Origin of the sequence: Klebsiella sp. 141240, from assembly GCF_050600805.1 — a bacterium.
Lineage (GTDB): Bacteria > Pseudomonadota > Gammaproteobacteria > Enterobacterales > Enterobacteriaceae > Klebsiella > Klebsiella aerogenes.
In genome coordinates this window covers 36,463-48,630 of record NZ_JAQIRK010000014.1, presented here as the reverse complement: position 1 = coordinate 48,630, position 12,168 = coordinate 36,463, and the positions used below count along the sequence as shown (strand labels likewise).

The 12,168-nt window shown below is 56.5% G+C and carries 12 protein-coding genes; all 12 read left to right on the top strand.

Going from position 1 to position 12,168, the window contains the following annotated elements; all coding sequences use genetic code 11:
• The first annotated feature begins 20 nt into the window (after nt 1-20).
• The 12 genes from PGQ95_RS20555 to torA all read left to right on the top strand — a co-directional run bounded on the left by PGQ95_RS20555 (nt 21) and on the right by torA (nt 12,092).
• Complete coding sequence (locus tag PGQ95_RS20555) at nt 21-1,403, top strand: MFS transporter (protein WP_047050258.1); 1,383 nt, start codon at nt 21-23, stop codon at nt 1,401-1,403.
• A gap of 184 nt (nt 1,404-1,587) precedes the next feature.
• The gene (gene ccmA, locus PGQ95_RS20550; RefSeq protein ID WP_430919184.1) at nt 1,588-2,211 is read left to right on the top strand and encodes a cytochrome c biogenesis heme-transporting ATPase CcmA; all 624 of its coding nucleotides are present in this window, start codon (nt 1,588-1,590) and stop codon (nt 2,209-2,211) included.
• On the top strand, nt 2,208-2,867 hold the full coding sequence (ccmB, locus tag PGQ95_RS20545; RefSeq protein WP_015370111.1) for a heme exporter protein CcmB: 660 nt from the start codon (nt 2,208-2,210) through the stop codon (nt 2,865-2,867). The genes ccmA and ccmB overlap by 4 nt, the downstream gene beginning before the upstream one ends.
• Before the next feature lie 33 nt (nt 2,868-2,900).
• Entirely contained in the window at nt 2,901-3,647 is a 747-nt protein-coding gene (locus PGQ95_RS20540; RefSeq protein ID WP_045366782.1) for a heme ABC transporter permease, read from the top strand.
• Entirely contained in the window at nt 3,644-3,868 is a 225-nt protein-coding gene (gene ccmD, locus PGQ95_RS20535) for a heme exporter protein CcmD (RefSeq protein ID WP_006798167.1), read from the top strand. The genes PGQ95_RS20540 and ccmD overlap by 4 nt, the downstream gene beginning before the upstream one ends.
• On the top strand, nt 3,865-4,341 hold the full coding sequence (ccmE, locus tag PGQ95_RS20530) for a cytochrome c maturation protein CcmE (RefSeq protein WP_032706309.1): 477 nt from the start codon (nt 3,865-3,867) through the stop codon (nt 4,339-4,341). The genes ccmD and ccmE overlap by 4 nt, the downstream gene beginning before the upstream one ends.
• Entirely contained in the window at nt 4,338-6,290 is a 1,953-nt protein-coding gene (locus PGQ95_RS20525) for a heme lyase CcmF/NrfE family subunit (protein WP_430919181.1), read from the top strand. The genes ccmE and PGQ95_RS20525 overlap by 4 nt, the downstream gene beginning before the upstream one ends.
• Complete coding sequence (locus PGQ95_RS20520) at nt 6,290-6,847, top strand: DsbE family thiol:disulfide interchange protein (protein WP_015370115.1); 558 nt, start codon at nt 6,290-6,292, stop codon at nt 6,845-6,847. The genes PGQ95_RS20525 and PGQ95_RS20520 overlap by 1 nt, the downstream gene beginning before the upstream one ends.
• The gene (locus tag PGQ95_RS20515) at nt 6,844-7,311 is read left to right on the top strand and encodes a cytochrome c-type biogenesis protein (RefSeq protein ID WP_087858644.1); all 468 of its coding nucleotides are present in this window, start codon (nt 6,844-6,846) and stop codon (nt 7,309-7,311) included. The genes PGQ95_RS20520 and PGQ95_RS20515 overlap by 4 nt, the downstream gene beginning before the upstream one ends.
• Nucleotides 7,308-8,174 carry a c-type cytochrome biogenesis protein CcmI gene (gene ccmI, locus PGQ95_RS20510; protein WP_308957871.1) on the top strand — a complete coding sequence of 289 codons (867 nt, stop codon included), beginning with the start codon at nt 7,308-7,310 and terminating at the stop codon, nt 8,172-8,174. The genes PGQ95_RS20515 and ccmI overlap by 4 nt, the downstream gene beginning before the upstream one ends.
• 225 nt (nt 8,175-8,399) lie before the next feature.
• Nucleotides 8,400-9,563, top strand: coding sequence for a NapC/NirT family cytochrome c (locus PGQ95_RS20505; protein ID WP_006798114.1), 1,164 nt, complete (start codon nt 8,400-8,402; stop codon nt 9,561-9,563).
• A 9-nt stretch (nt 9,564-9,572) separates the two neighbouring features.
• On the top strand, nt 9,573-12,092 hold the full coding sequence (gene torA / locus PGQ95_RS20500) for a trimethylamine-N-oxide reductase TorA (RefSeq protein ID WP_430919178.1): 2,520 nt from the start codon (nt 9,573-9,575) through the stop codon (nt 12,090-12,092).
• Nucleotides 12,093-12,168: the final 76 nt, after the last annotated feature.

Below are 12,168 nucleotides of genomic sequence, written 5' to 3'. Positions count from 1 at the left end.
CTAATAAAGGACCTGCGGATATGTCGTTGGTAAGTAGTAGTACTCTTGATCAAGGTTTTGAGGCGCCGAGGCGCTATTTAGCCGCCGCGGCCATATTAATTGGCGTGCTGATGGCGGCGCTGGATAGCTCTATTGTCAATATCGCATTGCCCACCATTGCCAGTGCGTTACAGGTCGATTCGGCGTCCAGTATCTGGATCACCAACGGCTATCAGGTAGCCAGCGCGGCGACGATGCTGATTTGCGCGTCGCTGGGCAGCAGAATCGGTGAGAAGCGTTTTTACACGGCGGGAATGGTGTTATTTACGCTCTCTTCGCTGGGCTGTAGCCTTGCGCCGACCTTTGGCGTACTGGTTACCATGCGGATACTACAAGGGGTAAGTTATGCGGTCATGATAAGCGTGGGGCTGGGATTATATCGGGTTATTTTTCCACCTCGCGCGCTAGGAACGATATTCGGGCTGAATGCGCTGGCCTTTGCGGTTGGCACGGCAATCGGTCCGGCGTTGGGCGGACTTATCATTTCGTATCTTTCCTGGCCGTGGCTTTTCTATATCAATATCCCGCTTGGCGGCGCTGCGATTATTTTCTCCCTGATTTCATTAGGGGCGGATAACGAAAAGGAGAAGGGCTTTGATTGGGCAGGGGCTCTGAGTTCGGCAGCGGCATTGGGCTTGATGGTGGTGGCAGTCGATCAAATTGGCCGCTGGGAGAGCCTGACGCTTATCTATTGCGCGGCGGCGTCAGTGGCGTTATTTGCCTTCTTTATTATCGTCCAGACGCGAGCAAAGCACCCCTTATTGCCGCTTGATATATTTCGTTCACGGCAATATAGCTTTGCGGTGCTTTCATCCGTCTCTATGTTCGTGGCTCAGGGAATGGCGCTGGTCGGCTTACCGTTTGTGTTGCAACATAGCTATCACTATTCAGTACTTGAATCGGCGTTTATCTTTACGCCGTGGCCGGTAGCTGTCGCCTTCTGCGCCCCGGTAGCGGGAAGACTGTCAAACCGTTTTAATCCGACGCAAATTTCTACCGTCGGGGTGGTTATCTTTTGTCTTGGCTTAGGGTCGTTGGCGCTATTGCCGCACGCCGCGACGGTGAATGATTTCTTGTGGCGCGTTGCCGTTTGCGGGGTGGGGTATGGCTTATTCCTGCCGCCAAACAATAAGGAGATGTTTGCCAATGTCTCAGCAAATCGCACGGTAACGGCCTCCGGCGTGCTATCAACGGCCAGGACGACAGGGCAGTCCATCGGTGCGGCGCTGGTGGCGATGGTCATTGCGCTGTTGAACGGCTTAACCGGCCCAGGCGGCGCACAGTTTGCCGTTTATGTGTTTGGCTTCGCCTGCGCTATTGCGGCAATATCCTCTATTGCCAGCACTTTACGCTTGCATCGCTAAAGAAGGGAATGCCGGTAGTGGTGAAAATGCAACCGCTATTGGCACGTTCGATTATGTGTTTTTAGCATTTTTACCCGCTTAGTTCCGGTATAAAAATTTTAATACATTCAGCAAAACAGATTGTTTTCTTTCGTTATAATAAGGCACTTGAATGCGCTGACGCCCGGACTGGACCTGCTTTCTGATGCTGGAAATACAAAATATCGCCTGCCTGCGGGATGAACGAACCCTTTTTACCCACTTATCGTTTTCGGTACAGCCCGGCGAGATTATTCAAATTTCAGGCCCCAACGGCGCGGGAAAAACCTCGTTATTACATCTCTTAACCGGGTTATCGACGCCAGAAGAAGGGGAAATTCTCTGGCAGGGCAAACCGCTGCGGCGCATTCGCGATGGCTGGCATGCGCAGCTCTTATGGCTCGGTCATCAGGTGGGGGTGAAAGGGGCGCTAACGGCGGACGAAAATCTGCGCTTTTACCATCCTGAGGCGACCATTGAGGCGCGCTGGCAGGCGCTGGCGCAGGTTGAGCTGGTGGGCTTTGAGGATGTTCCGGTAGCGCAACTCTCCGCCGGGCAACAGCGGCGCGTCGCGCTGGCGAGACTATGGCTCAGCCGCGCGACGTTCTGGATTTTAGATGAACCCTTCACCGCGCTCGATGCGGCAGGCGTACAAACGCTGACCACCCGGCTGGAGCAGCACGTCGGCCAGGGCGGTGCGGTCATCCTGACCACCCATCAACCCCTGCGCCCGCTCTGCGTTCCCTTACGCACGATTATGTTGAGCGACGATGAGGCGGTCGCGGCATGATCAAGCAGATATTCTGGCGCGACCTGCGCCTCGCCTTTCGCAATTACGCCGAAATTATCAACCCGCTGTGGTTTTTCCTGATTATTATCACCCTGTTCCCCCTCAGTATCGGCCCTGAACCGCAGCTGCTCCGGCAGATTGCGCCGGGCATTGTGTGGGTGGCCGCGTTACTCTCTTCGCTGCTGGCAATGGACCGGCTGTTTCGCGATGACTGGCTGGATGGCTCGCTGCAGCAATTGATGCTGATGCCGGTGCCGCTGTCGCTGGTGGTGCTGGCAAAGATCGCGGCGCATTGGGTGGTCTCCGGGCTGCCGCTGCTGATAATCTCTCCGCTGATCGCCATGTTATTTGGACTTTCGACGGCGGAGTGGCAGGTGCTGGCCCTGACGCTATTGATGGGCACGCCAACGCTGAGCTTTATTGGCGCCATCGGCGTGGGGCTGACCGTCGGCCTGCGGCGCGGCGGCGTATTGCTGAGCCTGCTGGTGCTGCCGCTGATGATTCCGTTACTGATTTTCGCCACCGCCGCCGTGGGCGCGGCGCAGATGCAGTTGCCGGTTGACGGCTATATGGCCATTCTTGGCGCCTTTCTGGCGGGAAGCGCCACCTTAAGTCCGTTTGCTACCGCGGCGGCACTCAGAATTAGCGTGCAATAATTCCCGTTCCCTCGGGGCAATGAGGCAAAAAAAATGTGGAAAGTGTTACATCAACTCGCCATTCCAGAGCGCCTGTATAGCGTATGCGGACGATTCATTCCGCTGATGGCTATCCTCAGCGCGCTGTTTCTGGTGGTGGGCTGCGTCTGGGGATTTGTCTACGCCCCGGCAGATTATCAACAGGGTGAAAGCTATCGCATCATGTATCTGCACGTTCCGGCGGCGATGTGGTCAATGGGGATTTACGGCTCAATGGCCGTGACCGCTTTTGTCGGCCTGGTCTGGCAGATGAAAATGGCGGATAAAGCGGTGATGGCGATGGCGCTGCCAGGCGCGGTTTACACCTTTATTGCGCTGGTGACCGGTTCCGCGTGGGGAAAACCGATGTGGGGAACCTGGTGGGTCTGGGATGCGCGTCTGACATCCGAACTGGTCCTGCTGTTTTTATACGTCGGGGTGATTGGCCTGTATCACGCTTTTGACGATCGCCGGCTGGCCGGGCGCGCCGCCGGGATACTGGTGCTGGTTGGGGTGGTCAACCTGCCGATTATTCATTATTCCGTGGAATGGTGGAACACCCTGCATCAGGGCTCGACCAATATGCAGAAAACCATCGACCCGTCGATGCGCATGCCGTTGCGTTTAACCATTTTCGGTTTCTTATTCCTCTTTATTACTCTGACATTAATGCGTATGCGTAATTTAATTCTGTTGCAGGAGCGCCGCCGTCCGTGGGTCGTGGCGCTGGCTGGCGCTAGTAAGCGCGAGGAGAACTCATGACCAGCGCTTTTCACTCCTGGAGCGATTTCTGGCAGATGGGCGGCTACGCCTTTTATGTCTGGCTGGCGGTTGCAGTGACGGTCATCGCGCTGCTGATTTTGTTCATCCACACCCGCTGGCAGCGCCGGGCGTTGCTGGCGGATGTACGCCGGCAGATGGCGCGCGAGCGGCGGGTATCGGCGGCGCGTAAGCAAAGCACAATGAAGGGAGATGCGTTGTGAATCCTCGGCGTAAAGTACGTCTCTGGCTCGCCTGCGGAGTGATTGGGGGGCTGGCGCTGACCGTTGGTCTGGTGATGTATGCATTAAGCTCCAATATCGATCTCTTCTATACCCCAGGCGAAGTGATATACGGCAAACGGGAAAATGGCCAGAAGCCAGAGCCGGGGCAGCGTCTACGTATCGGCGGCATGGTGATGCCCGGCAGCGTGAAGCGTGACGATAAAACCCTCGATGTGACCTTCAAACTTTATGATGCCCGCGGCGTCGTCGAGGTGAGCTATACCGGGATCCTGCCGGCGTTGTTCCGCGAAGGGCAGGGGGTTGTAGCCCAGGGGACGCTGCAGGACGGAACGCATATCCGCGCGAAGGAAGTGCTGGCGAAACACGATGAAAATTACACCCCTCCGGAAGTGAAAGAAGCGATGGAAGAGAATCATCATCCGGCTGAGAAGCCACAGGGAGCCACGCAATGATCCCTGAAATCGGCCTCTTCCTGCTGTGCCTGGCGCTGGGCATTTCCTGCCTGCTGGCGCTATTTCCCTCCTGGGGCGCGATGCGGCAGGATGCGCGGATGATGGCGCTGGCGAAGCCGCTGTCGGTAGCGATGTTTGCCGCCATCCTCGGGGCGTTTCTCATTCTGGTGTATGCCTTTGTGGTGAATGACTTCACCGTTCTGTATGTCGTCAGTAACTCGAATACGCTGCTGCCGGTGTGGTATCGCGTAGCGGCGACCTGGGGGGCCCACGAGGGATCGTTGCTGCTATGGGTATTGCTGATGAGCGGCTGGACCTGCGCGGTCGCGGCCCTGAGCCGTAATATTCCGCTGGAAGCCTCTTCGCGCGTGCTGGCGGTGATGGGGATGATCTCTTTCTGCTTTCTGGCGTTTATCCTGCTGACCTCAAATCCGTTCGTGCGCACGCTACCTGATTTCCCCATCGAAGGGCGCGATCTGAACCCGATGCTGCAGGATATCGGGCTGATCTTCCACCCGCCGATGCTGTACATGGGCTATGTGGGCTTCTCCGTGGCTTTCGCTTTCGCCATTGCGTCGCTGATGACCGGGCGTCTTGATAGCGCGTGGGCGCGCTGGTCGCGCCCGTGGACGCTGGCGGCGTGGAGCTTTCTGACGGTCGGTATCGTGCTCGGGTCCGCATGGGCCTATTATGAGCTCGGCTGGGGCGGCTGGTGGTTCTGGGATCCGGTAGAAAACGCCTCTCTGATGCCGTGGCTGGCGGGAACGGCGCTGATTCACTCGCTGTCGGTCACCGAAAAGCGCGGCAGCTTTAAATCCTGGACCGTGCTGCTGGCGATTCTGGCGTTCTCGCTGTGCCTGCTGGGCACCTTCCTGGTGCGTTCCGGGGTACTGATTTCCGTACACTCCTTCGCTTCCGATCCCACGCGCGGCATGTTTATTCTGGCGCTGTTGGTGATCACTATCGGCGGTTCGCTGCTGTTATTCGCCATCAAAGGCGGCAAGGTCCGTTCCCGGGTGCGTCACGAACTGTGGTCGCGCGAGTCGCTACTGCTGGGCAACAATGTGCTGCTGATTGCCGCCATGCTGGTGGTACTGCTGGGGACGCTGCTGCCGCTGATACACAAGCTACTGGGGTTAGGCAGCATTTCTATTGGCGAGCCGTTCTTTAATTCCCTCTTTATTGCGCTGATGATCCCGTTCTCGCTGCTGCTTGGTATCGGGCCACTGGTGCGCTGGCGTCGCGATGAATTCCACAAGCTGCGTAAGCGGCTGCTGATTGCCGCGTTGGTCTCTATCGTGCTGGCTGTTGTACTGCCATGGCTGATGCAGGATCGTATTAAAGCCATGACCGTGGTTGGCCTGCTGATGTCGCTGTGGGCATTTGTGCTTACCGTGATGGAAGTGGTGGAGCGCGCCACCGACCGCCACCCCTTCTGGCGCGGGCTGACCCGCCTCGGACGCAGTCACTGGGGAATGGTCGCCGGCCATGTGGGGCTGGTGGTCACCGTCATTGGCATCGCCTTCAGTCAGAATTACAGCATTGAACGCGATGTGCGAATGAAGCCGGGCGATAGCGTCGATATTCACCAGTATCACTTTGTGTTCCGTGACGTGCGGGATATCACCGGGCCGAACTACTTTGGCGGTGAAGGGGTGATCGAAGTTTCGCAGAATGGCCGTCACGTGAGTACGCTGCGGGCGGAGAAACGCATTTACAGCAGCAGCCGGATGGAGATGACCGAAGCCGCCATCGACGGTGGGCTGGCGCGCGACCTGTACGCTGCGCTGGGTGAAGAGCTGGCCGACGGTAGCTGGGCGGTGCGCTTGTACTATAAACCTTTTGTTCGCTGGATCTGGTTCGGCGGGATGTTAATGGCGTTTGGCGGCGTGCTGTGCATTCTGGACCCACGTTATCGCTTACGTAAATCACTGCCGGAGAACGCGTGATGAACCGCAAAGTCTTATATTTACCGCTGGCTATCTTCCTGATTCTGGCGGCGGCGCTGATGTGGCAACTGATGCGCAATAGCGACGGGGACGATCCTACTGTGCTTGAATCTGCGCTGGTGGGTAAACCTCTGCCGGATTTCCGCCTGGCGTCGCTGGAAAAACCGGATGTCATGCTGGATCCCTCTAACATTATCAATGGTAAACCAGTGCTGATTAACGTCTGGGCCACCTGGTGCCCCACCTGTCGGGCGGAGCATCAGTATTTGCGCTCCCTGGCGGCGCAGGGTATTCGCATCGTTGGCATCAACTATAAAGACGATCGCCAGAAAGCGGTGAACTGGCTGCACGAATTGGGCAACCCGTATGCGCTGGGAGTGTTTGACGGCGACGGCATGCTGGGGCTGGATCTTGGCGTGTATGGCGCGCCGGAAACTTTCCTCATCGACGGCAAAGGCATTATCCGCTACCGCCATGCCGGCGATGTGAACGAGCGGGTCTGGCAGCAGGAGATTCTGCCGCTGTGGAATAAATATAGCCAACAGGGGGGCGCGTGAAATTTCTGCTCATCACTTTACTGACGGCGCTGCTCTCGTTTCAGGCGCTGGCGGCGATTGATACCTATCCATTTAAAGATGAAGCCCAGGAGCAGCAGTTCCGCCAGTTGACCGAACAGCTACGCTGCCCGAAATGCCAGAACAACAGTATTGCCGATTCGAACTCGATGATTGCCGCCGACATGCGCAAAAAGGTCTGGCAATTGATGGAGCAGGGACAAAGCAATCAGCAAATCACCGATTACATGGTGGCGCGCTACGGCAACTTCGTGACCTACGAACCGCCGGTGACCCCCGCGACGATTATCCTCTGGCTGCTGCCGGCTTGTTTCGTTGTGGGCGGCGCGCTGGTGATTTTCCGTTTAAGCCGTCGCTCACGGGCTGAACGCATCAGCGAGCTGAGCGCGCAGGAACAGGAACGCTTAAAGGCGCTGCTTGATGACAATAAAAGGACCCTGAAATGATTGTCGCTTTGCTCATCATGTTGGTGTTACTGCTGGGAACCGCGGCGCTGCTGTTTATTCCGTGGAGCGGCAGGCAGCGCGTTGACCGCAATACCATGAACCATATGATTTATCGGGCGCGCCTGCAGGAGCTTGATGAGGACATTTCAGCGGTGAACGCGGCGCAGCAACAGCAGCTGGTTGACGATTTACGCTTGAATTTATTGGAAGATTTGCCCGAATCTGCCGAAACGAATCACAAAAATAGTAGTTATTGGGTGTATATTCTTGGGGTTATTATACTAACCTCTTTATGCGTAGGGGTTTTTATCCGAACGAGTTACATGACTCGCGTGGTTGAGTGGCAGCAAGTCGTCCAGCAAACGCCGCAGCTGATGCAGCGGGTGATGGATCCACAGGGCAAACCGTTGTCGGAAGAAGAGCTGTTTCGACTGGCGCTGGGGCTACGCACCCGCCTGCAGCAATACCCGGCCGACCAGCTGAGCTGGACGATGCTCGGCAGGCTGCAGCTGGTGCTCAATAATCCAGGAGCCGCGTTACAGGCGTTTGATAAGGCGCGACAGCTGGCGCCAGGCAACGCCGATGCGCAACTGGGATATACCGAAGCGTTACTTCACTCTACGGATCCCAACGATAGCCGTGAAGCCCAGCAACTGCTCGATACGTTGCTGAAGAATAACCATAACGATGTACGGGTGCTTAGCCTGGCGGCGTTTAACGCCTTTGAGCACCAGCAGTATGACAAAGCGATCGCGGCGTGGCAGCTGATGCTGCAACTGTTACCGGCGGATGATGTTCAGCGAGAAATTATCATTCGTAGTATTGACCGCGCGAAAAAAGAACAAGCCGCTACACTGAAATAATTAAAATAACGTGAGTATTGCTCGAAGGCATATTGGATTTGCAATGGGTTATCGCTCTGAAATCACAGGATAATCACCCCCGGCTGATTATCCTGGCTCCGAAAATCTCCATAAATACAGTTGGATTAGAAGGTGAGTGCAATCGTTATAGATTTATTTATATAACGATTGCCATCTGGCAGGGACTTTTGCGTCTTTCATTTAGGAAAAGGGTTAAATAATAAGATGAGTAAACTTTCACTGGAACGCTCTGGTAGGCGAAAAATTATATTTATCGCCTTGCTGGTTGGGATCATTATTGGCGTGGTATTGCTGGCTGGTACCGCGACTATTATGCATAAAACCAGCGATACCGAATTTTGTGTGTCATGTCATACCATGCAGCAGCCTCTGGCGGAATATCAGGGCAGCGTGCATTTTCAGAACGATAAAGGTATTCGCGCCGAGTGCGCCGATTGCCACGTTCCTCATCAGCCGATCGATTATATGCTGACCAAAATTGGCGCCCTGAAAGATGTCTGGGGTGAAATGACCGGCAAAATCGACACCCCGGAAAAATACGAGGCGCATAAACTGGCGATGGCCCAGAGCGTCTGGGATGGGTTGAAGAAGAGCGATTCGGCGACCTGCCGTTCCTGCCACGACTATAAAGCGATGGATATTCTGGCGCAAACCCCTGAAGCCCGTAAGCAGCACCCGGTCGCGATCAAAGAAGGCGAAACCTGCATCGACTGCCATAAAGGCGTGGCGCATATTCTGCCGAACATGAGCGGCCTGGCGGCGGCAGGGGCCAGCGAGCTCGCTAACGCGGCGGCGAAAACCCCGGCGACCGCGACCACCCTTTACACCATTCAGACCCAGCCGTTCTGGCTGAGCGAGAAAGCGGGCGACCATAACGACGGTAACCTGATGGCCTCCACTGAAGTGAAAGTGGTGAAACGTGAAGGCGACATGGTGCTGGCGGATGTTCATGGCTGGCAACAGGATGGCGTCACCGAAGCCTTCTACGCCGCGCGCGGCAAACGCATTATGAGCGCGCTGCTGGGCGAAGAAGCTCGCAAAGCGTTAAAAGTGTCTGGCTCCGTTACCGATGAAGAGACCAAACAGGTCTGGCATGAAGTCGATCTGCAGGTCTGGCTGCCGGCGAAAAATCTGATTGGCGATCAGCAAAAAATCTGGAGTTACGCTTCTGAATTAATGGCTAACAACTGTACCGGCTGTCATGGCCTGACCGAGTTGAATCGCTTTAACGCCAACCAGTGGATTGGGGTGGTTAAAGGTATGTCCGGCCGTACTTCACTGACTCAGGAACAGGTTCGTCTCCTGACCCAGTACGTACAAAAACATGCGAGCGACATGCCAGCAGCGGCCAATCAGGACAAACAATAAGGAGCCATGATGAAAAAGAATAACGATTATGACATGGCGGATCAGAGCCAGGAACCCGGTATGAATCTGACGCGTCGCCGTTTTCTGGCTGGCGCCAGCGCCCTGATGGCGGCGCCGCTGCTGGCGGGGCTGTGGCCGCGTTCGGCGCTGGCGGAGGCCATCAGCCAGGCGATGCCGCAGTTTATCGCATTGCGCCAGGCGGAAAGCGGGATTCTCACCGGCGCCCACTGGGGCGCGTTTGAAGCCATCGTCCGCGACGGCAAAATGGTTGACGTTCGCCCGATCAAAGACGATCCGTATCCCAACGAACTGATTACCATGGCGCCGTATCAGGTTCACGCCGAAAACCGGATTAAATATCCGATGGTGCGTAAAAGCTGGTTAGAAGGCGGAGCGAAAAACAGTAAGCCAGAGCTGCGCGGCCGCGATGAGTGGGTCCGCGTCAGCTGGGATAAAGCCCTGCATCTGGTGGCGAGTGAAATCAGCCGTCTGCAAAAAGAGCATGGCCCATCATCTATTTATGCCGGTTCTTACGGCTGGAAAAGCGTCGGGATGTTCCATAACCCGAGAACGCTGCTGCAGCGCATGATGAACCTGGCGGGCGGCTTTGTCGGCTATTCCGGCGACTACTCCACCGGCGCGGCGCAGGTGATTATGCCGCACGTGGTCGGCTCTGTTGAAGTTTACGAACAGCAGACCGCGTGGCCAAACGTGATTGATAACAGCGAGCTGGTGGTGATGATCGGTTGTAACCCCATGATCACGCTGAAAAACAGCTGGAACCTGCCGGATCACGTCGGCCAGACGGGTTTTGAAGCGCTGAAGAAAAAGGGCACCCGGATGATCTGTATCGACCCGGTGCGCAGCGACAGCGCGCGTGAGTTAGGCGCCGAGTGGATCGCCCCGCGCAGCTACACCGACTGCGCGCTGATGGCGGGGGTGGCCCATACGCTGCTGGCAGAAAATCTGCATAACCCAGATTTCCTGAAAACCTACACCGTAGGGTTCGATAAATTTGAAGCTTACCTGAACGGTAAAGAAGATGGCGTCGTCAAAGATGCCAACTGGGCTGCGGATATCAGCGGCGTTGATGCTGAGACCATCAAGCAGCTGGCGCGAGATATGGCGAAGCATCGCACCATGATCATGGGCGGCTGGGGCATTCAGCGTCAGCATCATGGCGAACAGGCCCACTGGATGATGGTGACGCTGGCGGCGATGCTGGGGCAGATTGGCCTGCCCGGCGGCGGTTTCGGCTTTAGCTATCACTACTCTTCCGGCGGTAGCCCAACCGCGCGCGGCGGTATTCTGGCGGGGATCTCCGCCGGTAGCCCAACGTCGCCGGCGGCGAAAGATATTACGCCGTTCCCGGTGGCGCGCATCGCCGATGCGCTGGCGAACCCAGGCAAGACCATCGACTATAACGGCACGAAAGTCACCTATCCGGATATTAAAATGGTGTACGTGGCGGGCGGTAACACCTTCCACCAGCATCAGGATACCAACAACCTGGTGAAAGCCTGGCAGCATCCGGAAACCGTGGTGGTGAACGAACCGTACTGGACGGCGACGGCGAAACACGCGGACATCGTACTGCCGGTGACCACCACCTACGAGCGCAACGACATGGACATGGGCGGCGACTATTCGCAGCTTTATGTCTTCCCGCTGCGCCAGTGCGTACCGCCGCAGAACGAAGCGAAAAACGACTTTGATGTCTTTGCGGGGATTTCCGAGATCCTTGGGGTGCACGAGGCCTTTACCGAAGGCAAAGATGAGATGCTGTGGTTGAAGGGCATGTATGACGAGATGAAAGCCCAGGCGCGCAACGCCCGCGTGGCGCTGCCGCCGTTTGATATGTTCTGGGCTTCCAACAACTACATTCGCTTCCCGATCCCGCAAGAGAACACCCAGTGGGTGCGTTTCGCCGATTTCCGCGAGAACCCGCTGCTCAACCCGCTGGGGACGCCGTCAGGGAAAATCGAGATCTACTCTGACGCCATCGCTAAAATGGGCTACGAGGACTGCAAAGCGATTCCAACCTGGATGCCGCCGCACGAGTGGTATCGCGGGCCGGAAGCCGAGAAATATCCGCTGTCGCTTAATACCGGTCACCCGATTAACCGTCTGCATTCGCAGCTCGATAATACGCCGCTGCGCAAGAAATACGCGGTAGCCGATCGCGAAGCCATCTGGATCCATCCGAAAGATGCGAGCGCGCGCGGCATCAGTGAAGGCGATCTGGTTCGCGCCTTTAACGATCGCGGGCAGATCCTGGTCGGAGCGGTGATTACCGATAACGTTCGCGAAGGTGTGGTGCGCATCAGCGAAGGGGCATGGTTTGATCCGGCCGACCCGTCACAGCCGGGATCGCTGTGTAAAAACGGTAACGTCAACTGTCTGACCTTTGACGTGGGCTCCTCCAGCCTGGCGCAGGGGAACTGTGGCCAGATGTCGCAGTTGCAGATCGAGAAGTACACCGGACCGGCGCTGAAAAACACCGCGCACGATGTGCCGGTAGGCGCGTAACCCGCAGCTGACGTTTGAAAGACAAAACGGACACTTCCGTGAGGGAGTGTCCGTTTATCTGGTGAAAGTGAATATA

Excerpts from the sequence above, each read along its gene's own strand:
- ccmA (WP_430919184.1), top strand. The coding sequence starts at position 1,588 with ATGCTGGAAATACAAAATATCGCCTGCCTGCGGGATGAACGAACCCTT.
- PGQ95_RS20520 (WP_015370115.1), top strand. The coding sequence starts at position 6,290 with ATGAACCGCAAAGTCTTATATTTACCGCTGGCTATCTTCCTGATTCTG.
- PGQ95_RS20505 (WP_006798114.1), top strand. The coding sequence starts at position 8,400 with ATGAGTAAACTTTCACTGGAACGCTCTGGTAGGCGAAAAATTATATTT.
- PGQ95_RS20525 (WP_430919181.1), top strand. The coding sequence starts at position 4,338 with ATGATCCCTGAAATCGGCCTCTTCCTGCTGTGCCTGGCGCTGGGCATT.
- ccmI (WP_308957871.1), top strand. The coding sequence starts at position 7,308 with ATGATTGTCGCTTTGCTCATCATGTTGGTGTTACTGCTGGGAACCGCG.
- PGQ95_RS20540 (WP_045366782.1), top strand. The coding sequence starts at position 2,901 with ATGTGGAAAGTGTTACATCAACTCGCCATTCCAGAGCGCCTGTATAGC.
- ccmD (WP_006798167.1), top strand. The coding sequence starts at position 3,644 with ATGACCAGCGCTTTTCACTCCTGGAGCGATTTCTGGCAGATGGGCGGC.
- torA (WP_430919178.1), top strand. The coding sequence starts at position 9,573 with ATGAAAAAGAATAACGATTATGACATGGCGGATCAGAGCCAGGAACCC.
- PGQ95_RS20555 (WP_047050258.1), top strand. The coding sequence starts at position 21 with ATGTCGTTGGTAAGTAGTAGTACTCTTGATCAAGGTTTTGAGGCGCCG.
- ccmB (WP_015370111.1), top strand. The coding sequence starts at position 2,208 with ATGATCAAGCAGATATTCTGGCGCGACCTGCGCCTCGCCTTTCGCAAT.